The sequence below is a fragment of the Mycobacterium tuberculosis H37Rv genome (assembly GCF_000195955.2).
Classification (GTDB): domain Bacteria; phylum Actinomycetota; class Actinomycetes; order Mycobacteriales; family Mycobacteriaceae; genus Mycobacterium; species Mycobacterium tuberculosis.
Window position 1 is genome coordinate 4,029,790 of sequence record NC_000962.3, and the last position, 20,808, is coordinate 4,050,597.

Below are 20,808 nucleotides of genomic sequence, written 5' to 3' on the forward strand. Positions count from 1 at the left end.
AACGCGCTTGACCCGCCTCGGCGTGTCGCCGGCTTCGCTGGCCGACGCCGTGTTAACGGTGGCCTGTTATCGGGCGGTAACTCAGACCTCCTCGCCGATGTTGCCGATGTGGTCGCGCAGTACAGCCCGCCCATCGTCGAGTTGATAGGTGACGCCCACGATCGCCAGGCTGCCCCCTGCGATTCGTTCTGAGATGGCCGATGAACGCGCCATGAGGATCGCCACCGTCTCGTGTACATGTCGTTGCTCGAACTCGTCGACACGACTCAGACCGTCACGGCGGCCGAGCAGGACCGACGGCGCAACCCTTTCCACGACGTCTCGCACGTAGCCGCCTGGCAGGGTGCCGTCGTTGATCGCGGCCAAAGCGGCGTTCACGGCGCCGCAGCTGTCGTGGCCGAGGACGACGATGAGCGGCACATTGAGCACGGTCACCGCGTACTCTATGGAGCCCAGCACGGCCGAGTCGATGACATGCCCGGCGGTGCGGACCACGAACATGTCGCCCAGGCCTTGGTCGAAGATGATCTCAGCGGCCACTCGGCTGTCCGCGCAGCCGAAGATCACCGCCGTGGGCTTCTGCCCGGCGGCCAAGCCGGCTCGGTGGTCGACGCTCTGACTGGGATGCTGGGGCCGGCCGGCGACGAATCGCTCGTTACCCTCTTTGAGTGCTTTCCACGCGGCTACCGGATTGGTGTTGGGCATGCCTCACATACTGCCGGAACCGTCGGTGACCGGCCCGCGACACATATCAGATACCAATCTTCTCGCTTGGTATCAGCGATCGCACCGGGATCTGCCCTGGCGAGAGCCCGGTGTCAGCCCGTGGCAGATCCTGGTCAGCGAGTTCATGCTGCAGCAGACGCCGGCCGCCCGGGTGCTGGCGATCTGGCCGGACTGGGTGCGGCGGTGGCCCACGCCGTCGGCCACCGCCACGGCCAGCACCGCCGATGTGTTACGCGCCTGGGGCAAGCTGGGCTATCCCAGGCGAGCCAAGCGCTTACACGAGTGCGCCACCGTCATCGCCCGCGACCACAATGACGTGGTGCCCGACGATATCGAGATCCTGGTCACCCTGCCGGGCGTCGGGAGCTACACCGCGCGCGCGGTGGCGTGTTTCGCTTACCGCCAGCGGGTGCCGGTGGTGGACACCAATGTGCGGCGCGTGGTGGCCCGCGCCGTTCACGGCCGCGCCGACGCCGGTGCGCCATCGGTGCCGCGCGACCACGCCGACGTCTTGGCGCTGTTGCCGCACCGCGAGACGGCGCCTGAATTTTCGGTCGCGCTGATGGAGTTGGGTGCGACGGTGTGCACCGCCCGCACACCCCGGTGCGGGTTATGCCCGCTGGACTGGTGCGCATGGCGGCATGCCGGTTATCCGCCGTCGGACGGTCCGCCGCGCCGGGGGCAGGCCTACACCGGAACCGACCGCCAAGTCCGCGGACGGTTACTGGATGTGTTGCGCGCCGCGGAGTTTCCCGTCACCCGGGCCGAGTTGGACGTGGCGTGGCTGACCGATACCGCACAGCGTGACCGGGCGCTGGAGTCGCTGCTGGCCGATGCGCTGGTGACCCGGACGGTCGATGGCCGGTTCGCGTTGCCCGGCGAAGGGTTTTAGCCGGGTAGGCCGTCCGCACCGGCGGCGCCGAAACCGCCGGGATCACCGGGGTTGCCCGCGACGACTGTCCCAGCTCCCGCGGCGCCACCCGCGCCGCCAGCGCCGCCGGCACCTCCCTGGCCCCCGGTACCGCCCGCACCGTGGACACCTGGCTGGCTGAACATTCCGGCACCTCCGCCGGCACCTCCGGCACCGCCCTTGCCGCCGTTGCCGCCGGCGCCGCCGGCACCACCGTTGCCGCCGTCACCGCCGACCAGGCCAGAGCCGCCCTTGCCTCCGGCGCCGCCCGAGGCACCCGTGCCGCCGATGCCGCCGGCACCGCCGGCGCCCCCGTTACCGCCGTCGCCGAACAGCAGCCCGCCCTGACCGCCCGCACCCCCGACACCGCCGACACCCCCGGTGCCGGCGGTGTTGGCGCCAGCCCCGCCGGGGCCGCCGTCGCCTCCGCTACCAAAAAAGGTCAGCGTGCCGGTGGCGCCGCCGCCAATGCCACCATTGCCGCCCGCAGCCCCGGTGCCGCCCCGGCCCCCGGCGCCACCGTTGCCGCCGATCCCGTTGCCACCGTTTAGCGCTAGGCCGTTGCCCCCGTTGCCCCCGTCGCCGCCCCGGGCGCCGGCGCCACCGTCACCGCCATTGCCCCCGTTTCCCCCGTAGGCCCAGCCAGTACCGGTATTGACACCGATGCCGCCGGGTGCGCCGTTGCCGCCGGGCGCGCCGGGACCGCCGTCGCCGCCATTGCCTCCGTTGCCCCCCGTCACAGGGCCTTCACTCGTATCGCTGCCGCTGCCGCCTAAACCGCCAGCGCCGCCAGCCCGCCCTGGTACGGCACCCGGGTTGCCGGGCAGCCCTGCGCCACCGCTACCGGCGCCGTTGTTGGCGCCGGGGCTTCCGTTTGCCGCCTGGCTGGTCTGGTTCGGCGGCGGGTTCATCCCGTTGGTTCCGGGGGCACCCACCCCGCCGACGCCGCCGTCGCCGCCGGCGCCGATCAGCCCCGCGTTGCCGCCGGCACCCCCATTGCCGGGCAACCCGCCGATGACCGCGGCCCCGCCCGCCCCGCCCACACCGCCATTGCCGAACGCGCCGGCGGCGCCGCCGGCTCCTCCGTTGCCACTGACGGTCGTTCCCACCCCGCCGAACCCGCCGGCACCGCCGTTGCCGACCAGCCAGCCCGCCCCACCGGCTCCGCCCACACCGCCGGCGCCGGCGGCGTTGCTCCCGCCGGCCCCGCCATTGCCGCCGTGCCCGAACAGCCCGGCGGCGCCGCCGCTACCACCGGGCCCGCCCACACCGGCCACACCCGACCCGCCGTTGCCGCCATTACCCCACAGCAGCCCGCCGGGCCCGCCCGGCTGCCCGGTTCCCGGCGCCCCGTCGGCACCGTTGCCGATCAACGGGCGCCCCAGTAGCGTCTGCGCGGGCCCGTTGATCAAGCCGAGCACCTGCTGCTCCACGGCTTGCAGCGGCGACGCGTTGGCGGCCTCGGCGCTGGCATAGGAGTTCACTCCCGCGTTTAACGCCTGCACGAACTGGGCATGAAACCCCGCCGCCTGGGCGCTGAGCCTCTGGTACTCCTGGGCGTGCGCGCCGAACAGCGCCGCCATCGCCGCCGACACCTCGTCCGCGGCGGCCGCTAGCACACCCGTGGTCGGGGCGGCCGCGGCGGCGTTGGCGGCATTGAGCGCCGAACCGATACCGGCCACCTCTGAAGCCACCGACATCAGCGCTTCCGGCGCCACGATCACAAACGACATCTGACACCCCTTTCCGCGGCGCGGCCTGACGGCCCGATCGTAGCGCGATCACGGGCCGACAAAACCCGTTATGGCCAGGCTTTTCGCCACATTGCCCGCGCCGCGTGGGCTCACGGGGTAAGCCCCGCCAGGAACGACTCCACCGCCCGCCGGTAAACCTGTGGAGCCTCGTCATGAACCAGATGACCGGCGTCGGGAACACGCAAATACGCTGTCGGATAATCTCTTTCAGCCATCGCGCGCATCTGGCCCGGGGGAGTTACCCCATCGCCGGCCTCGATGAGCAGCGCCGGCGACCGTACGGCCCGCCACTGCGCCCAGTAGTCACGGGTGCCCCATTCGGCGGCGATCTCGATCCATCGTGCGGTGCGCCCGTGTAGCCGCCACCCGGTGGCCGTGCGGTCGAATGCGTCCAGGAAGTACCGGCCGGCGACGGGCCCGAACTCGGCGAATACCTGTTCGGCAGAGTCGAATTCGACCGGAAGGGCGCGCAGCCACGGCTCCCATGGGCCGGTGGTCCTACCACGGAAGTCCGGCGCCATGTCCTCGACCACCAGCGCCGAAACCAGTTCCGGGCGCTCGGCAGCCAGACACCACGAATGCAAGGCTCCCATCGAATGTCCGACCATCCTGGTCGGCGCGCCCAGCGCCGAAACCGCGTCGCCCAGATCGGCCACGAAGCGTTCGGTGCTGATCGGGTGTGGATCGGCGACGTCACGCCCGCGGTGCCAGGGCGCGTCGTAGGTGTACACGGCGCCTAACAGCGTCAGCCACGGAAGCTGACGGGCCCAGGTGGAACCCCTACCCATCAAGCCGTGCACCAGGACCAACGGCTCGCCCCGTCCGCCGCGATGGGTTAACAGATTCGCTGGCATGCGGGGCACGGTAGCCTAGCGGCATGCCAGTGGTGAAGATCAACGCAATCGAGGTGCCCGCCGGCGCTGGCCCCGAGCTGGAGAAGCGGTTCGCTCACCGCGCGCACGCGGTCGAGAACTCCCCGGGTTTCCTCGGCTTTCAGCTGTTACGTCCGGTCAAGGGTGAAGAACGCTACTTCGTGGTGACACACTGGGAGTCCGATGAAGCATTCCAGGCGTGGGCAAACGGGCCCGCCATCGCAGCCCATGCCGGACACCGGGCCAACCCCGTGGCGACCGGTGCTTCGCTGCTGGAATTCGAGGTCGTGCTTGACGTCGGTGGGACCGGCAAGACTGCATAACCGGCGCGCGGGGCGCCGGATGCTGGCGTTAAGCGCCGCGGCGGCATTGATTGTGGCGCTGGCGTCGGGTTGCTCCTCAGCTCCGACGCCGTCCGCGAACGCGGCAAATCACGGGCACCGGATCGACACCAGAACTCCGCCTGGTCTGCGGGCGCAACAGACCATGGACATGCTCAACTCGGACTGGCCGATCGGCGAGATCGGCGTTGGCACTCTCGCCGCGCCCGGGCAGGTCGACACGGTCAAGACCACCATGGAAGCGCTCTGGTGGGATCGCCCGTTCGCGCTGGCCGGCGTCGATATCGGCGCCAGTGTGGCCGCGTTGCACCTCATCTCCTCTTACGGCGCGCAACAAGACATCCGCATTCATACCGACGACGACGGCTGGGTTGACCGATTCGACGTCGAAACGCAGGCGCCGTCGATCGCTTCGTGGCGCGACGTCGACGCGGCGCTGAGCAAGACCGGCGCCCGCTACTCATTTCAGGTGGCAAAGGTCGACAACGGTCGCTGCGACCCGGTGGCGGGCACCAACACCGGCGAATCCCTGCCGCTGGCATCGATCTTCAAGTTGTACGTGTTACATGCGCTGGCCGGTGCGGTCCAGCACAACACGGTGTCCTGGGATGATCTGCTGACGGTCACCGCCAAAAGCAAAGCCGTGGGCTCTTCCGGCCTGGAACTGCCTGTGGGGGCACGTGTTTCGGTTCGCACAGCCGCCGAGAAGATGATCGCCACCAGTGACAACATGGCCACCGACTTGCTGATCGAAAGGCTGGGCACCCGCGCCATCGAGGAAGCGCTGGCCAGCGCCGGCCATCACGATCCGGCCAGCATGACCCCCTTCCCCACGATGTACGAGCTGTTCTCCGTCGGCTGGGGCAAGCCAGATCTGCGTGACCAGTGGAAGCATGCGACCCAACAGGTCCGTGCCCAGATACTGCGGCAAACCAATTCCACGCCCTACCAACCCGACCCAACGCGCGCTCACACTCCGGCGTCAAACTACGGTGCGGAATGGTACGGCAGCGCCGAAGATATCTGCCGTGTGCACGCGGCACTGCGAGCCGACGCGGTCGGCCCGGCCTCGCCCGTCCGACAGATCATGTCCGCCGTCCCGGGTATCCAGCTGGACCGCAGCGTGTGGCCCTATATCGGCGCGAAAGCAGGTGGCCTGCCAGGCGATCTGACGTTCAGCTGGTACGCCGTCGACAAGACCGGCCAACCATGGGTGGTGAGCTTTCAGCTGAACTGGCCCCGCGATCACGGACCGACGGTGACCGGCTGGATGCTGCAGGTCGCCAGGCAAGTCTTTGCGTTGATAGCGCCACAATAGATCGCTACAGCCCAGGCATCCGGAGGTATCCGCGGCTCGCTTCCGTAACGACCGGCCGGTCGTGCTCGACGTGAACAACGAGACACTTCCCGCGCCGGTGCGTTCGACGGCCGATTCGCTCCGGCTCACCGATAGGAGGCGCCACCGTGGGATGGATCGGCGATCCGATTTGGCTCGAGGAGGTGCTACGGCCGGCACTCGGCGAGCGCCTGCGGGTGCTCGACGGCTGGCGGGAACGCGGACACGGCGACTTTCGCGATATCCGCGGTGTGATGTGGCACCACACCGGCAACTCACGTGAGACCGCCAAAAGCATTGCCCGCGGCCGGCCCGACTTACCCGGCCCGCTGGCCAATCTGCACATCGCGCACAGCGGGGTCGTAACGATCGTCGCGGTAGGCGTGTGCTGGCACGCCGGCCGCGGCAGCTACCCGTGGCTGCCAACCGACAACGCCAACTGGCACATGATTGGCGTCGAGTGCGCGTGGCCGACCATCCGGCGTGACGGCTCCTACGACGCCGGTGAGCGCTGGCCTGACGCGCAGATCGTGAGCATGCGAGACGTCGCCGCGGCGCTCACGCTCAAGCTCGGCTACGGGCCCGAACGCAATATTGGGCACAAAGAGTATGCCGGGGCGGCTCAAGGCAAATGGGACCCGGGAAACCTGTCGATGGACTGGTTTCGCGCCGAGGTGGCAAAGGACACGCGGGGCGAGTTCGACCACCCCCTCACCCCGCCGCCGGCGGTGATTGCCCGCCCACCGATTCTGCCCAAGCCGCGCAACCCGCGTGACGATCGCATCCTGCTCGAGGAGGTGTGGGACCAGCTACGCGGCATCGAGGGCCGCGGCTGGCCGGTACTCGGCGACAAGACGATCGTCGACTACCTAGCCGAGCTCGGCAATAAGGTCGACGCCCTGGCCGCAAAACTCGACGCGCGCGAGGGCCTCGACCGGCCCAGTGACACTCGGTAGCTGCTCCAGCAGGCGGCGGGGTGCTGACGGACCCGCTGCAACGATGTCAACCGGGCTGGCCCGGCTGGCCGGGCTGGCCGGGTGCACCTTCAGGGCCGAACTGGCCGAGGTTGCCGTCGCCGCCACGGCCCGCAGGCCCAACGCCCGGGGAGCCGGCCACACCGGGCTCACCACCGCCCCCGCCATTACCCCCGCTACCGGCGGCACCGCCCAGCCCGGAGCTACCGGAGACGCCGAACAGGCCGCCCGCGCCGCCCGCGCCGCCCGCGCCGCCGTCTCCGCCGGCGCCGCCGTCACCGCCGATCCCGCCGTTACCCCCGTCACCAGCGTCACCCCCAACGCCTGGTTGCCCGGCGCCGCCCATTCCGCCCTGACCGCCGGTGCCGCCCCGGGCGCCGATGCCGCCTTCGCCCCCTGTGCCCCCGATGCCACCTGCGCCGCCGTCGCCGACCAGGAGCCCACCCCGACCGCCAGAGCCGCCGGCCCCGCCGGTCCCCCCGGTGCCGCCGGTCCCGCCGGTCCCGCCAACGGACAGGCCAGTACCGCCAGTGCCACCGGTGCCACCGGTTTGCCCGAACTCGGTGCCTGGCTGGCCGGGTCCGCCCGGTTCACCGTTGTTACCCATGCTGCCCTGGCCCGCCGGGACGGTCAGGGGGTTGACCCCGGCGGCACCCGCCGCGCCGGCCGCGCCGAGCCCCCCGGCCCCACCGTTGCCGAATAGCCACGCGTTGCCGCCGGCACCACCGGCGCCGCCGTTGCCGCCGGGGATAGTCGCCGCCCCGCCGTTGCCGCCCGCGCCGCCGTTGCCGTACAGCAGCCCGCCTTGTCCGCCGGACCCGCCGGCCGCACCGGCTCCGCCGGCACCACCGGATCCGCCGTTGCCGATCAACCCGGCCGCCCCGCCGCTGCCGCCGGCAATCCCCGCGTTCACCCCGGCCGCGCCATTACCGCCATTGCCATACAGCAGCCCGCCCGCCCCGCCGTTTTGCCCGGGCGCCGTCCCGTCGGCACCATCACCGATCAACGGACGTCCCAACAGTGCCTGGGTGGGCGCATTGATCGCGTTCAGCAAACTCTGCTGAACGTTGGCGGCCTCGGCGTTGGCATACGCCCCCGCACCCGCACTCAAGGTCTGCACGAACTGGGCATGAAACGTCGCCGCCTGCGCGCTGATCGTCTGATACGCCTGGGCGTGCGCGCCGAAGAGCGCCGCAATCGCCGCCGATACGTCATCTGCGCCCGCGGCCAGCACGCCGGTGGTCGGGATGCTGGCAGCCGCGTTAGCCGCGCTGATCGTCGAACCGAGATTGGCCAAATCCGTGGCCGCCGCCGACAGGAACTCCGGAACGGCAATCACAAACGACATTGGCCACCTCCGAACAGCTTCCGGACAAACCGACGTCAGCAGAGTCTATTGTCACAGCGGATCGGCGGTCGCGGTTTTCGCCTAATACGGCCGATGGACCTAGACCGCTACCGCGCGGCCGGCTCCGGGCCGCCCGCGCTGTGCGCTCCAGCCTTGGCCAGATCCGGCTCGGCCGGCGGCTTGCGGGTACCGGTGAAGGTGAACACCGCGTCCTCGCCGGGACCTTCACCGTCCCAGTTGTCCACGTCGACGGTGACCACCTGACCCGGCCCGACCTCCTCGAAGAGGATCTTCTCCGAGAGCTGATCTTCGATCTCACGCTGGATGGTGCGCCGCAACGGGCGGGCCCCCAACACCGGGTCGAAGCCACGCTTGGCCAGCAGCGCCTTGGCCGCATCGGTCAGCACCAGCGCCATGTCCTTGCTCTTGAGCTGGCCGGCGACCCGGCTGATCATCAGGTCGACCATCCGGATGATCTCCTCGCGGGTCAGCTGGTGGAAGACGATGATGTCGTCGATGCGGTTGAGGAACTCCGGGCGGAAGTGTTTCTTCAGCTCGTCGTTGACCTTCTGTTTCATCCGCTCGTAGTCGTTCTCACCGCCGCCCTTGGAAAAGCCCAGACCGACCGGCTTAGAGATGTCGGAGGTGCCCAGATTGGACGTAAAGATCAGCACGGTGTTCTTGAAGTCCACCGTGCGGCCCTGCCCGTCGGTGAGCCGGCCATCCTCGAGCACCTGCAGCAGGCTGTTGTAGATCTCCTGATGCGCCTTCTCGATCTCGTCGAACAGCACCACCGAGAACGGCTTGCGCCGCACCTTCTCGGTGAGTTGGCCGCCCTCCTCGTAGCCGACGTATCCGGGCGGCGCGCCGAATAGCCGCGACGCGGTGAACCGGTCGTGGAATTCACCCATGTCAATCTGAATAAGCGCGTCGTCGTCACCGAACAAGAAGTTGGCCAGCGCCTTGGACAGTTCGGTCTTACCGACACCGGACGGGCCGGCGAAGATGAACGAGCCCGACGGGCGCTTGGGGTCTTTCAGCCCGGCCCGGGTACGCCGGATGGCCTTGGAAACGGCCTTGACGGCGTCCTCTTGCCCGATGATCCGCTTGTGCAGCTCTTCTTCCATCCGCAACAGCCGGGTGGTCTCGGCCTCGGTGAGCTTGAACACCGGGATACCGGTCCAGTTGCCCAGCACCTCGGCGATCTGCTCGTCGTCGACCTCCGCGACCACGTCAAGATCGCCTGAACGCCACTGCTTTTCGCGCTCAGCACGCTGTGCGACCAGTGTCTTCTCCCGGTCGCGCAGGCTGGCGGCCTTCTCGAAGTCCTGGGCGTCGATAGCCGATTCCTTCTCCCGACGAGCCTCGGCGATCTTCTCATCGAACTCGCGTAGGTCTGGCGGTGCGGTCATGCGACGAATCCGCATCCGAGCACCCGCCTCGTCGATCAGGTCGATCGCCTTGTCGGGCAGGAACCGGTCGTTGATGTAGCGGTCGGCCAGGGTCGCGGCGGCCACCATCGCCGCATCGGTGATCGACACCCGGTGGTGCGCCTCGTACCGGTCCCGCAGGCCCTTGAGGATCTCGATGGTGTGCTCCACCGTCGGCTCACCCACCTGCACCGGCTGGAAGCGGCGCTCCAGCGCGGCGTCCTTCTCGATGTACTTGCGGTATTCGTCGAGCGTGGTGGCGCCGATCGTTTGCAGTTCACCGCGAGCGAGCTTCGGTTTCAGGATCGAGGCGGCGTCGATCGCGCCCTCGGCGGCTCCAGCACCGACCAAGGTGTGCAGCTCGTCGATAAACAGGATGATGTCACCGCGGGTGTTGATCTCCTTGAGCACCTTCTTGAGGCGTTCCTCGAAGTCACCGCGGTAGCGGCTACCCGCCACCAGCGATCCCAGATCCAGCGTGTAGAGCTGCTTGTCCTTGAGCGTCTCGGGCACCTCGCCGTGCACGATGGCCTGCGCCAGTCCTTCGACGACCGCGGTCTTGCCGACGCCGGGCTCGCCGATCAGCACCGGGTTGTTCTTGGTGCGCCGAGAGAGCACCTGCATGACCCGCTCGATTTCCTTCTCGCGGCCGATGACCGGGTCCAGTTTGCCTTCCATCGCCGCCGCCGTGAGGTTGCGGCCGAACTGGTCGAGCACCAAGGACGTAGACGGAGAGCCGGACTCTCCCCCGCGGCCGCCGGTGCCGGCTTCGGCGGCCTCCTTGCCTTGGTAACCGGAGAGCAGCTGGATCACCTGCTGGCGCACCCGGGTCAGCTCGGCGCCCAGCTTGACCAGCACCTGGGCGGCCACGCCTTCACCCTCTCGGATGAGGCCCAGCAAAATGTGTTCGGTCCCGATGTAGTTGTGGCCAAGCTGCAGCGCTTCACGCAAGCTCAGCTCGAGGACCTTTTTGGCGCGGGGGGTAAACGGAATGTGCCCAGACGGCGCCTGCTGGCCCTGGCCGATGATCTCCTCGACCTGACTGCGCACACCTTCCAGCGAGATCCCCAACGACTCCAGTGACTTGGCGGCAACGCCTTCCCCTTCATGGATCAGGCCTAAAAGAATGTGCTCGGTGCCGATGTAGTTGTGGTTGAGCATCCTGGCCTCTTCCTGAGCCAGGACGACGACCCTGCGGGCACGGTCGGTAAATCGTTCGAACATCGGTGGCTACCTGCTCTCCCTCACCATCGGATACAGCGGTCGACACCGCGTACCTGCCGTCCACTGTAATGGTCGGCCTGCCAGGGTTCCTAACCTTGCGGTGCCTGGTCGGTTCCGGGGCGCAGCGCCCCAAGTCGCCGTTGAACAGAACCGCATAGGAGATAAACGAGAAAACCACCCAAGCGTTTCCGGCGCCGAGCGGCCATCGGTTCGCCGCCAGCGAACGCGGCAAAGTACCGGCGCCCAGGCTTTCGCCTGGGCGCCGGTAGCCAAATGTCAGGTCGCCGCGTGGTATGCGTCGATGACGTCGGCCGGGATCCGGCCTCGCGTCGACACATTGTGCCCGTTACGACGAGCCCATTCGCGGATCGCCGCGCTCTGCTCGCGGTCGATCGCGCCACGTCCACGGCCGGATCCGGAACGGCCGCGCCGGCGCCCACCGACGCGACGGCCCGCCGCCACCCATTGCTTCAGGTCGCCACGCAGTTTCGTGGCATTCTTAGTGGAAAGGTCGATCTCATAGGTCACCCCGTCAAGCCCGAATTCGACCGTTTCGTCGGCGGCGCCCGAACCGTCGAAATCGTCGACCAAGGTGACGGTTACTTTCTTCGCCATTGGCTTACCCTCGCGTTTCTTCCTGTGCAGTACGGATAGACTCCCCGGTCACCAATCTGCCATAAGAACGCAGAATACTCAATCCAGACACAACACCCACAGTTCAGTTGGAGTGTGGTCGAACAATCGGGAACAAAACTGTCTCCCTAATTGACAACCCAGTCAAAGACATCAACAACCGATCGATACCCATTCCGGTTCCGGTGCACGGTGGCATGCCGTACTCCAGAGCGGCCAGAAAATCCTCGTCAAGCACCATCGCTTCGTCATCGCCAGCGGCCGCGGCACGGGCCTGGTCGGCGAATCTCTCCCGCTGGACTACCGGGTCGCTTAATTCCGAGTAGCCGGTGGCAAGTTCGATTCCGCGCAGATAGAGGTCCCACTTCTCGGTTACGCCGGGGATACTGCGGTGCTGACGGGTCAAAGGCGTTGTCTGAACCGGAAAATCCTTGACAAATGTGGGTGCGCTCAAGCTCTTGCCCACTGTGCGCTCCCAGAGTTCCTCGATGAGTTTGCCGTGGCCGAAGCCACGGTTGTCATGAATCGCTGGGTCTTTCTCCAGGCCAAGGCTATCGGCGATCCCACGTAAGCGATCGACCGTCGTCTGCGGTGTGATCTCTTCACCGAGCGCCACAGACAGCGACGGGTACATTTGTATAGTCGCCCATTCTCCGTCGATGTCATAGACACTGCCGTCGGGCAACGGCAGTTGTCTGGTTCCGATCGCCTCATCGGCCACCTCTTGAATAAGCTCCCGGGTGACGACTGCCGAATCGTCATAGGTTCCGTAGGTCTGGTAGGTCTCCAGCATGGAGAATTCCGGAGAATGCGTGGAATCGGCTCCTTCGTTTCGGAACACTCGATTAAGTTCGAAGACCTTGTCGAAACCACCCACGATGCAGCGCTTGAGGAACAGTTCCGGCGCGATCCGCAGGTACAGATCGATGTCTAGGGCATTGGAATGAGTGGCGAACGGACGGGCCGCCGCACCACCGGCTAACGTCTGCAAGACGGGCGTCTCGACTTCCAGGAACCCACGACGTTGAAGCGCCGTCCGGATCGCGCGGACGACGGCGATCCGTAGTCGAGCCACCGCGCGCGCTTCCGGTCGAACTATGAGGTCAACATAGCGCTGACGAACCCGCGACTCTTCACTCATCTCTTTGTGCGCGACGGGAAGCGGCCGCAGCGACTTGGCGGCGATCCGCCAGCAATCCGCCAGGACGGACAGCTCGCCGCGGCGCGAACTGATCACCGCGCCATGCACGTAGACGATGTCGCCCAGGTCGACATCGGCTTTCCATGCGTCGAGAGCAGCCTGGCCGACCTTGTCGAGGCTGATCATCACTTGCAGCTGGGTACCATCGCCGTCCTGAAGTGTCGCAAAGCATAGCTTTCCCGAGTTGCGCGCAAAGATCACTCGGCCCGCGACGCCGACGATGTCTTCGGTCGCGGTATCGATCGGCAAGTCAGGGTGGGCGGCGCGAACCTCGGCCAACGTGTGAGTGCGCGGCACCGCGACGGGATAGGGATCGCGCCCCTGGGCCAGCAAGCGAGCGCGCTTGTCCCGGCGAATCCGGAACTGCTCAGGAAGGTCTTCTGCTGTGTCAGCGGCACTCACGACGTGCCAGCTTAAATGACCTCACGCCGACGCTCGTGGGTGGCGTCGAGCCTGTCGGCGGCGGGCGACCCGGTACCCAGACTCGATGCCGGCATCGACGTCAGCGCGCCGTCTTGAGCCGGCCGCGCTGGACTTCGAGGTTACGCTCGAACACCAGCCGCAGACCCTGCAAGGTCAGGTGCTGGTCGTAATGGTCGACGGTGTGCAATTCCGGCAGCAGCAGGGGCGCGGTATGCCCGGTAGCCACGATCGCGACATCGTGGTCGACGGAGAAACCGGACACGTCCTCGCGGATGCGGCCTACCAACCCGTCTACCAGCCCGGCGAAGCCGAACACCGCACCGGCTTGCATGCATTCGACGGTGTTCTTGCCAACCACCGAACGTGGGCGGGCAAGTTCAACGCGGCGCAATGCCGCCGAGCGGGCCGCCGCGGCATCGGAAGACACCTGCACCCCGGGCGCGATGGCGCCGCCAAGAAATTCACCCTTGGCCGATACAACATCAACACAGATCGAGGATCCAAAGTCAACGACGATGGCGGCCTTCCGGAACCGGTCATAGGCGGCCAAACAGTTCACGATGCGGTCTGCGCCCACTTCCTTCGGGTTGTCGACGAGCAAAGGGATCCCGGTGCGTACTCCGGGCTCGATCAGCACGTGCGGCACCGACGGCCAGTACTGGTCGAGCATTATCCGCACCTCGTGCAGCACGGACGGGACCGTGGACAAGGCGGCGGTACCGGTGAGCCGCTCGGAATCCTCGCCGATCAGCCCGTCGATCGTCAGTGCCAGTTCGTCGGCGGTGACTTCGGATTCGGTGCGTATCCGCCACTGCTGCACGACCTTTGCGTGCTCTTTCATTCCGGACAGCAGGCCCACAACGGTGTGGGTGTTGCGGACGTCAATCGCCAGCAGCACGGCTATCCCACACCGAGCCGGGGGTCTAGCAGCTCGCCCGCGTTTTCGGGCACAAATGCCGGATCGTGGCCCATGTCGATCGGTTTGTTGTAAGCGTCGACAAACACGATCCGCGGCTGGTATGTGCGGGCCCGGGCGTCGTCCATCGTCGCGTACGCAATCAGAATCACCAGATCCCCCGGATGCACCAAGTGCGCGGCGGCACCGTTGATGCCAATCACACCACTGCCGCGTTCGCCGGTGATCGCGTAGGTGACCAGTCGAGCACCGTTGTCGATATCGACGATGGTTACCTGTTCGCCTTCCAGCAGGTCGGCGGCGTCCATCAAGTCGGCATCGATGGTCACCGAGCCGACGTAGTGCAGGTCGGCGCAGGTCACCGTGGCGCGGTGGATCTTCGACTTCAGCATCGTCCGTAACATCAGTTTCTCCAATGTGATTCGAGGATTGCCCGGTATCCGTCCGGGCGGTCGGTGCCGGCGAAAGTTCCGATTTCAATCGCAATGTTGTCCAGCAGCCTGGTGGTGCCAAGCCGGGCAGCAACCAGCAGCCGACCGGAACCGTTGAGCGGCATCGGGCCAAGCCCGATATCGCGCAGCTCCAGGTAGTCGACCGCCACGCCGGGTGCAGCGTCGAGCACCGCACGGGCGGCATCCAGCGCGGCCTGCGCGCCAGCCGTTGCCGCATGCGCTGCGGCCGTTAGCGCCGCCGAGAGCGCGACGGCCGCCGCACGCTGGGCCGGGTCCAGGTAGCGGTTGCGCGACGACATCGCCAGCCCGTCGGCTTCGCGCACGGTCGGCACGCCGACCACCGCGACATCGAGGTTGAAGTCCGCGACCAGCTGCCGGATCAGCACCAGCTGCTGGTAGTCCTTCTCACCGAAGAACACCCGATCCGGGCGCACGATCTGCAGCAGCTTTAGCACGACCGTCAGCACGCCGGCGAAATGGGTTGGCCGCGGGCCGCCCTCGAGTTCGGCGGCCAACGGACCGGGTTGCACGGTGGTGCGCAGGCCGTCGGGATACATCGCCGCGGTAGTTGGCGTGAAAGCGATTTCCACGCCTTCGGCCCGCAGTTGCGCCAGGTCGTCGTCCGGGGTGCGGGGATAGGCGTCGAGATCTTCCCCGGCACCGAATTGCATCGGGTTGACGAAGATCGACACGACGACGACCGATCCGGGCACCCGCTTGGCCGCACGCACCAACGCGAGGTGGCCTTCGTGCAGCGCACCCATAGTAGGCACCAACATCACTCGCCGGCCGGTGAGTCGCAGTGCGCGACTGACATCGGCGACATCCCCCGGTGCCGAGTACACATTGAGTTCACCGGGATGGAACGCAGGAATCGTCATGCCGTCAAAACCTCGACGACATCCGCGGGGGCGTGTGCGCGCTGCGCGGTCCGCAGCGCGTTTATCCGGTATGCCTGGGCCAGCGCTGCGTCGACGTCCGCGAGGGCCGCCAGATGATCCGCGACCGCTGCCGCATCGCCGCGGGCGACCGGTCCGGTGAGCGCGGCCTGTCCCCGCTGCAGCGTGTTCTCCAGCGCCGCTCTGGCCAGCGGCCCGACGATGCGCTCCACGATCCCGCCCGGCTGGTCGTCGACGGTTTGTTGGCCGAGCAGTTCCCCCCCGCTCAGGGCGGCCCGCAACGCCTCGAGCGCATCGGCCAGCACGGTGACGATGTGGTTGCTCGCATGGGCCAGCGCCGCGTGGTAGAGGATGCGGGCGTCTTCGCGCACACAAAACGGCTCCCCGCCCATCTCAAGAACCAGTGACTGTCCGATCGCATACCCGACGTCGTCGGCCGCGGTGATCCCGAAGCAGGTATCCGGCAGCCGGCTGATGTCCTCGTCGGAGCCGGTGAAGGTCATCGCCGGGTGAATCGCCAATGGTATGCAGCCCTGTTGGGCTAGCGGCGCCAGAATGCCAATCCCGTTAGCTCCGGAGGTGTGCGCCACAATCGTTTGTGGCCGCACCGCCGAGGTGGCTGCCAGGCCGGATACCAGGCCGGCGAGTTCGCTGTCGGTGACCGCCAATAGCAGCAGCTCAGCGCTGGCCGCGACGTCCAGCGGTGGCAGCACCGGGGTATCAGGCAGCCGGCGCTGCGCGCGCCGCCGGGACGCATGAGAGATGGCGCTGCACGCCACCACAACATGGTCGGCGCGCTGCAGCGCGACCCCTAGCGCGGTGCCGACCCGGCCAGCCGAGATGATCCCCACCTTGAGCCTGGCCGGACGCAAACCGTCGAACCGCTCCATAGCAGACGGCCTCACAGGTTTCTTGGTTCGTTCCAGTCCCATGCCCGGGTACCGGACGGTCACCAAGACTGTAGTCGATTTGCACGTCAAGACCCACCCGGGGCACTGCTGATTTGGTCACTACACCAACAGTGTCGGTTGCCGGCGGCAATCGGGCGGGTACACCCTGGCACAAGCGGCGCCGCTATTCACCGCGGCGGCGACGCCGGCCGCCTCCGGTCGACTCGACCTGAAGCCTCGCCATAAGGTCGGCGACCGACTGGCCGCCGGTTAGCGGGTCCCGCGCATGCAAACCACCGGAGTCATCCGGCGGCGTGTCCGCGGTGCGGTGCCGGCGTGTGGGCTCAGCAGGCGGCGGCGGGGCCATTGGAGGTGACGGCGGACGCTCACCCGTCCCGGCACCGGAGCCGCCGATGTCATGGTCGCGGTGCTCCGCCGAATGACGCGACCGGCGACCGGATTCACCGTATTGTGCCGCGAGCTCGACGTAGGCGGGCGGATTGTAGGCCTGGTCTGCTGGGCTGGCATGCCGGGCGCGGCGCCGGCGCCCCGGCGGCGGGGCCGCCGGCGTGGTTTCGGGTTCGACGGATGCCCACTGGCTGCCAGGTGTTTCGGCAGGCAGCCACTGCCCGTGGCTGGTGACCGGCTGCCAGACTGGTCGCTCCTGTTGCGGCGGGAGCGGCGGGGGCCGGTGGCGCGGCTCGAATAACGGCTCAGGTTGCGGCGGTGGCGGAGCCTCATAATGCCGCGGTCCTCCGCTCACCGGTGGTACCCCCACCTCCGGCACATCGATGATCGAGGCCTCGTCGGTGCGGCTGGCGCCATCACCCCCGCGGACCGCCATAACCCGATCGCTGGATACCCAGTCCGCGGGAGGGCTCTCGCCATCGAGGGCACGCGCGGCCCTGGCCTCTTTCTCCACGGTCCCCAGCGCCGGACGGTGCTCGAGGTCGGCGTCGAACAAAATCTCCAGGCTGGTTCGCAGCGCGGCCAGTTCGGCCCGCAGGGCTGCTACCTCGTCGGCGGCCGGAGCGCGCAACTCCGAGGCCAGCTCGCGGCGCAGCTGAGATTCCAGGGTCAGCTCGTACTCCCGGCGCGCCGAAATCTCGCGATCCAACTGAAGGTCATAGACCAGCTTCAGGTCACGCACCCGGGCCTGATCCACGTCGCTTTGCCGGCGGTAAAGCACCGACACAAACGCACCCGCGACCGCCGCCCACAGCGCCAGCAGAACAGCGAGCTTGAGAAGTTCCACGCGATCGGTGAAAACCAATGCGGAACTGGCCCCAATCGCCAGGACCAGCAACGCCGTCAAAAGCACCCAACCCGGCCTGCGGCCGCCGCGCCGGACCCGGGCGCCGCGGGACAGAACGGTCATGGCCTGACTGTACCCGGGCGAGGTCAATCCGCGTGTCGCGCCGGTCCGGCGATTCCCGCATGGCTTAGCCGGGTAGGCAGTTCGGCCAAATTCGCCGCGTAGACAACCCCGCATTCCGGGTCGGCCGCCCGGCCAGCAACGTCGACGACCGACGCCCATCGCCGGTTCGGCCATGGCCGACGCAGCGCGCGGCACCGTCGGGTGTGGGCTAGCTTTCCGCGCCGTCGGCGTGCTCGGTCGGATCCTGCGGAGACTTGCAGCAATGTTGCAGCCAAAGCGCGGCAACCACCAACGCTAGCGCGCTGCCCGCCGCCACCACCGTGCCAGTGGTGTCCTCGGCGGCCGCCCGCAGCCATGACCGCCGCGGCAGGAAGTACGCCAGCACCCCGATCCACCACCCCGTCACCAGCGCACCCACCCAGGCCGAGGCCTTGGCTACCATCAAGCTGCGCGCCACCACAAGCGGGTGCAGCCAGCCGGGCCCGTCTCCGATCTCGCCATCGCTGATCTTGACCCGCACGTAGCGAGCCCACAACGCCTCGGCGACCGCGACCGCGAGCAAGGACAAGCCCGTCCACACCGTGATCGGCGGAAACCACCGGTAAAGCACCGCCACCAACAGATATCCCACCGCCGCGGCGCCGACCACCGCGGCGGTCAGATCACGTTTTCGGGTCGGTCCCATCAGCTTTCCGGTGCCCGACTGACGGGGTGTCTGCTATTCAGATCGAACGACGGCCTAAACAACCGCACACTGTCGCGGTCGGCGGGCTCCAGCTCGGCCAGCAGTCGCGTGACGGGCCGCGGGCACCCGGCAACCGTCAGCTGCGCCGTTGGGTCGACGGCAATCCACGGGATCAACACAAAGGCCCGCAGATGCGCCAGTGGGTGCGGCAGCGTGAGGTGGTTCTCCCGCGCGGTCACTTCGACCAGAGCCTCGGTGGCCGAGGTCTGGTAGCAGGCGATCAGGTCGACGTCGAGATTTCGTGGACCCCAGCGCTGGCCACGCACCCTGCCCGCAGCGCGCTCGAACTCCTGCGCCCGCCGCAGCCACTCCCGCGGTTCGCAGGTAGGATCGTCGGCGATCAGCACCGCATTGAGGAACTGCCCCTGCTCCACCCCACCCCAGGGGTCGGCCTCATATATCGGGGAAGCCGCAATCAACGCATCGCCGAGACCGTCGGCGACCGACCGCAATCGTGCCAGGCGGTCACCCAGGTTGGAGCCAACCGAGAGCACTACCCGCGTCATACCGCGCCGCCCGCCGGGACTACCCAACCGCGGCCGCCGCGCCGTGAGCGTCGGATCACCACCGCCACATCGTCGAACGTCTGCGGAATGGGCGCCTGCGGCTTGTGTACCGCCACCTCAACGGCATGCACTCGCTGGTCGTCCATCACGTGATCAGCGATCTCGGCCCCGACCGTTTCGATCAGCTTCCGCGGGGGTCCGGCGACGATCTCGGCCGCCCGCGAAGCCAGCCGCACGTAGTCATAGGTGTCGGCCAAGTCGTCGCTGTTGGCGGCCTCGGCCAGGTCTATCCACACGGTGACATCGATGACAAACCGCTGCCCGGCCACTCGCTCGTGGTCGTAGACCCCGTGCCGACCATGCACGGTCAGGCCGCGCAGTTCGATTCGGTCAGCCATCGCGTTCTATCCTTTCCGCTCCCATCCACGCTTCGACCACCTTGATGGCATCGACCGAGGCCCGCACATCATGCACCCGCACACCCCAGGCCCCGTGCAGTGCGGCCAGCGCGGAAATCACCGCCGTCGCGGTGTCACGCCCATCGGTTGGCCGCATCACGCCGTCGGGCCCGGCCAACAACGCACCGAGGAAGCGCTTGCGCGAAGCACCCACCAGCACTGGGATTCCGGTCGCGACCAGTTCCGGAAGGGCATGCAAGATCGCCCAATTATGTTGCGCCGTCTTGGCGAATCCAAGCCCGGGATCGAGCACCAGCCTTGCCGGGTCGACGCCTGCGGCCACCGCGTCGGCGACGCTGGCCAGCAGGTCGGCACGGACCTCGGCCACCACGTTGCCGTAGCGCACAGGCACATGCGGGGTATCGGCCGATACCGCCCGCCAGTGCATCAACACCCACGGCACATCGGCCTCGGCCAACAGCGGCCCCATCGCCGGATCGGCCCGCCCACCCGACACGTCGTTGACCATCTGGGCACCGTTCTGCAACGCCGCCCGAGCGACATCCGCGCGCATGGTATCGATGCTGACGGTGATGCCTTGTGCTGCAAGCTCTTTGACGACGGGTATGACACGAGACGTCTCCACCGCCGGGTCAACCCGAGTGGCACCGGGCCGGCTCGACTCACCACCGACGTCGACGATGCCCGCACCTGCGGCTGCCATCGCCAGACCGTGCTTCACCGCATCGTCGAGATCGAGATAACACCCGCCGTCCGAGAAAGAGTCGTCCGTGACGTTTAGAACCCCCATCACCTGCACGGGCGCCGGACTCACTTCCGCAAAATGAGGTCGAGCGCTTCGGCTCGAGAAGCGGCATTGGTTTTGAACAGTCCGCGCACCGCCGACGTAGTGGTGACCGAGCCGGGCTTGCGAACCCCGCGCATCGCCATGCACAGATGCTCAGCCTCGATCACCACGATTACCCCGCGTGGATCGAGTTTTTTCATCAGGGCATCGGCGATCTGACTGGTGAGCCGCTCCTGGACCTGAGGTCGCTTGGCGTACAGATCGACCAGTCGCGCGATCTTTGACAAGCCGGTCACCCTGCCGTCGTCGCCCGGGATGTAGCCGACGTGGGCCACACCGTGGAACGCCACCAGGTGGTGTTCGCAGGTGGAGTACATAGGGATTTCCTTGACCAACACCAGCTCGTCGTGGTCTTCGTCGAACATGGTGTTCAACACCGAGTCGGGGTCGGTGTAGAGCCCGGCGAACATTTCGCGGTATGACCGGGCAACCCGGGACGGGGTGGCTACCAAGCCGTCCCTATCCGGATCCTCGCCGATCGCGTACAGCAATTCGCGCACCGCGGCCTCGGCACGTTGCTGGTCGAACACACGGATACGAGCAGATGCGCTGCGCGAATCCAGCTGCGACATCGAATGCTCCGT

At 67.5% G+C, this 20,808-nt stretch carries 21 protein-coding genes and 1 other annotated feature; of the genes, 4 read left to right on the forward strand and 17 right to left on the reverse strand.

Annotated features, from left to right (window positions below):
* Window positions 1-81: 81 nt before the first annotated feature.
* Window positions 82-705 (reverse strand): carbonic anhydrase, encoded by a 624-nt coding sequence (gene canB / locus Rv3588c; protein NP_218105.1) that lies wholly within the window; start codon window positions 703-705, stop codon window positions 82-84.
* Here canB and mutY point away from each other — a divergent pair.
* Window positions 704-1,618 (forward strand): A/G-specific adenine glycosylase, encoded by a 915-nt coding sequence (gene mutY / locus Rv3589; RefSeq protein ID NP_218106.1) that lies wholly within the window; start codon window positions 704-706, stop codon window positions 1,616-1,618. The genes canB and mutY overlap by 2 nt on opposite strands.
* Here the strand turns inward: mutY and PE_PGRS58 are convergent.
* Both PE_PGRS58 and Rv3591c read right to left on the reverse strand, forming a co-directional pair.
* The gene (gene PE_PGRS58, locus Rv3590c; RefSeq protein ID YP_177993.1) at window positions 1,615-3,369 is read right to left on the reverse strand and encodes a PE-PGRS family protein PE_PGRS58; all 1,755 of its coding nucleotides are present in this window, start codon (window positions 3,367-3,369) and stop codon (window positions 1,615-1,617) included. The two genes, mutY and PE_PGRS58, sit on opposite strands and share 4 nt — an antisense overlap.
* A gap of 110 nt (window positions 3,370-3,479) precedes the next feature.
* Complete coding sequence (locus tag Rv3591c) at window positions 3,480-4,253, reverse strand: hydrolase (protein ID NP_218108.1); 774 nt, start codon at window positions 4,251-4,253, stop codon at window positions 3,480-3,482.
* A gap of 14 nt (window positions 4,254-4,267) precedes the next feature.
* Between Rv3591c and Rv3592 the strand changes: the two genes are divergently transcribed.
* The 3 genes from Rv3592 to Rv3594 all read left to right on the forward strand — a co-directional run bounded on the left by Rv3592 (window position 4,268) and on the right by Rv3594 (window position 6,895).
* Entirely contained in the window at window positions 4,268-4,585 is a 318-nt protein-coding gene (locus tag Rv3592) for a heme-degrading monooxygenase (RefSeq protein NP_218109.1), read from the forward strand.
* Window positions 4,563-5,921 (forward strand): lipoprotein LpqF, encoded by a 1,359-nt coding sequence (gene lpqF / locus Rv3593; RefSeq protein NP_218110.1) that lies wholly within the window; start codon window positions 4,563-4,565, stop codon window positions 5,919-5,921. Before Rv3592 ends, lpqF begins: the two co-directional genes overlap by 23 nt.
* Before the next feature lie 146 nt (window positions 5,922-6,067).
* Window positions 6,068-6,895, forward strand: a complete 828-nt coding sequence (locus Rv3594; protein NP_218111.1) for a hypothetical protein — start codon at window positions 6,068-6,070, stop codon at window positions 6,893-6,895.
* A gap of 46 nt (window positions 6,896-6,941) precedes the next feature.
* Here Rv3594 and PE_PGRS59 read toward each other — a convergent pair whose 3' ends face one another.
* The 14 genes from PE_PGRS59 to folE form a co-directional block, all read right to left on the reverse strand.
* Window positions 6,942-8,261, reverse strand: a complete 1,320-nt coding sequence (PE_PGRS59, locus tag Rv3595c) for a PE-PGRS family protein PE_PGRS59 (protein ID YP_177994.1) — start codon at window positions 8,259-8,261, stop codon at window positions 6,942-6,944.
* Window positions 8,262-8,368: 107 nt separating this feature from the next.
* Window positions 8,369-10,915 (reverse strand): ATP-dependent protease ATP-binding subunit ClpC, encoded by a 2,547-nt coding sequence (gene clpC1, locus Rv3596c; protein ID YP_177995.1) that lies wholly within the window; start codon window positions 10,913-10,915, stop codon window positions 8,369-8,371.
* Window positions 10,916-11,089: 174 nt separating this feature from the next.
* Window positions 11,090-11,149: a sequence feature (mpr17, fragment of putative small regulatory RNA (See DiChiara et al., 2010), ends not mapped, 82-118 nt bands detected by Northern blot in M. bovis BCG Pasteur.; Fragment of putative small regulatory RNA), on the forward strand.
* A gap of 42 nt (window positions 11,150-11,191) precedes the next feature.
* Entirely contained in the window at window positions 11,192-11,530 is a 339-nt protein-coding gene (gene lsr2, locus Rv3597c; RefSeq protein ID NP_218114.1) for an iron-regulated H-NS-like protein, read from the reverse strand.
* Between the two features lie 103 nt (window positions 11,531-11,633).
* Window positions 11,634-13,151, reverse strand: coding sequence for a lysine--tRNA ligase (lysS, locus tag Rv3598c; RefSeq protein NP_218115.1), 1,518 nt, complete (start codon window positions 13,149-13,151; stop codon window positions 11,634-11,636).
* Window positions 13,152-13,251: 100 nt separating this feature from the next.
* Window positions 13,252-14,070 carry a type III pantothenate kinase gene (locus tag Rv3600c; protein NP_218117.1) on the reverse strand — a complete coding sequence of 273 codons (819 nt, stop codon included), beginning with the start codon at window positions 14,068-14,070 and terminating at the stop codon, window positions 13,252-13,254.
* A 2-nt stretch (window positions 14,071-14,072) separates the two neighbouring features.
* Window positions 14,073-14,492 carry an aspartate 1-decarboxylase gene (gene panD, locus Rv3601c; protein NP_218118.1) on the reverse strand — a complete coding sequence of 140 codons (420 nt, stop codon included), beginning with the start codon at window positions 14,490-14,492 and terminating at the stop codon, window positions 14,073-14,075.
* Entirely contained in the window at window positions 14,492-15,421 is a 930-nt protein-coding gene (gene panC, locus Rv3602c; RefSeq protein NP_218119.1) for a pantothenate synthetase, read from the reverse strand. Before panC ends, panD begins: the two co-directional genes overlap by 1 nt.
* Window positions 15,418-16,329: a hypothetical protein gene (locus tag Rv3603c; protein NP_218120.1), complete on the reverse strand. Its 912-nt coding sequence runs from the start codon at window positions 16,327-16,329 to the stop codon at window positions 15,418-15,420. Before Rv3603c ends, panC begins: the two co-directional genes overlap by 4 nt.
* A gap of 184 nt (window positions 16,330-16,513) precedes the next feature.
* Window positions 16,514-17,707: a transmembrane protein gene (locus Rv3604c; protein NP_218121.2), complete on the reverse strand. Its 1,194-nt coding sequence runs from the start codon at window positions 17,705-17,707 to the stop codon at window positions 16,514-16,516.
* Window positions 17,708-17,915: 208 nt separating this feature from the next.
* Window positions 17,916-18,392 (reverse strand): hypothetical protein, encoded by a 477-nt coding sequence (locus Rv3605c; protein NP_218122.1) that lies wholly within the window; start codon window positions 18,390-18,392, stop codon window positions 17,916-17,918.
* On the reverse strand, window positions 18,392-18,958 hold the full coding sequence (gene folK, locus Rv3606c; protein ID NP_218123.1) for a 2-amino-4-hydroxy-6-hydroxymethyldihydropteridinepyrophosphokinase: 567 nt from the start codon (window positions 18,956-18,958) through the stop codon (window positions 18,392-18,394). Before folK ends, Rv3605c begins: the two co-directional genes overlap by 1 nt.
* Complete coding sequence (folB, locus tag Rv3607c) at window positions 18,955-19,356, reverse strand: dihydroneopterin aldolase (protein ID YP_177996.1); 402 nt, start codon at window positions 19,354-19,356, stop codon at window positions 18,955-18,957. Before folB ends, folK begins: the two co-directional genes overlap by 4 nt.
* Entirely contained in the window at window positions 19,349-20,191 is an 843-nt protein-coding gene (gene folP1, locus Rv3608c) for a dihydropteroate synthase (protein ID YP_177997.1), read from the reverse strand. Before folP1 ends, folB begins: the two co-directional genes overlap by 8 nt.
* On the reverse strand, window positions 20,188-20,796 hold the full coding sequence (gene folE / locus Rv3609c; protein NP_218126.1) for a GTP cyclohydrolase I: 609 nt from the start codon (window positions 20,794-20,796) through the stop codon (window positions 20,188-20,190). Before folE ends, folP1 begins: the two co-directional genes overlap by 4 nt.
* Window positions 20,797-20,808 lie beyond the last annotated feature (12 nt).

Coding starts and splice junctions, on each gene's coding strand:
- PE_PGRS59 (YP_177994.1), bottom strand. CDS start 8,261: ATGTCGTTTGTGATTGCCGTTCCGGAGTTCCTGTCGGCGGCGGCCACG.
- canB (NP_218105.1), bottom strand. CDS start 705: ATGCCCAACACCAATCCGGTAGCCGCGTGGAAAGCACTCAAAGAGGGT.
- clpC1 (YP_177995.1), bottom strand. CDS start 10,915: ATGTTCGAACGATTTACCGACCGTGCCCGCAGGGTCGTCGTCCTGGCT.
- panC (NP_218119.1), bottom strand. CDS start 15,421: ATGACGATTCCTGCGTTCCATCCCGGTGAACTCAATGTGTACTCGGCA.
- panD (NP_218118.1), bottom strand. CDS start 14,492: ATGTTACGGACGATGCTGAAGTCGAAGATCCACCGCGCCACGGTGACC.
- folK (NP_218123.1), bottom strand. CDS start 18,958: ATGACGCGGGTAGTGCTCTCGGTTGGCTCCAACCTGGGTGACCGCCTG.
- PE_PGRS58 (YP_177993.1), bottom strand. CDS start 3,369: ATGTCGTTTGTGATCGTGGCGCCGGAAGCGCTGATGTCGGTGGCTTCA.
- mutY (NP_218106.1), top strand. CDS start 704: ATGCCTCACATACTGCCGGAACCGTCGGTGACCGGCCCGCGACACATA.
- Rv3605c (NP_218122.1), bottom strand. CDS start 18,392: ATGGGACCGACCCGAAAACGTGATCTGACCGCCGCGGTGGTCGGCGCC.
- Rv3592 (NP_218109.1), top strand. CDS start 4,268: ATGCCAGTGGTGAAGATCAACGCAATCGAGGTGCCCGCCGGCGCTGGC.
- folB (YP_177996.1), bottom strand. CDS start 19,356: ATGGCTGACCGAATCGAACTGCGCGGCCTGACCGTGCATGGTCGGCAC.
- folE (NP_218126.1), bottom strand. CDS start 20,796: ATGTCGCAGCTGGATTCGCGCAGCGCATCTGCTCGTATCCGTGTGTTC.
- Rv3604c (NP_218121.2), bottom strand. CDS start 17,707: ATGACCGTTCTGTCCCGCGGCGCCCGGGTCCGGCGCGGCGGCCGCAGG.
- lsr2 (NP_218114.1), bottom strand. CDS start 11,530: ATGGCGAAGAAAGTAACCGTCACCTTGGTCGACGATTTCGACGGTTCG.
- Rv3603c (NP_218120.1), bottom strand. CDS start 16,329: ATGGAGCGGTTCGACGGTTTGCGTCCGGCCAGGCTCAAGGTGGGGATC.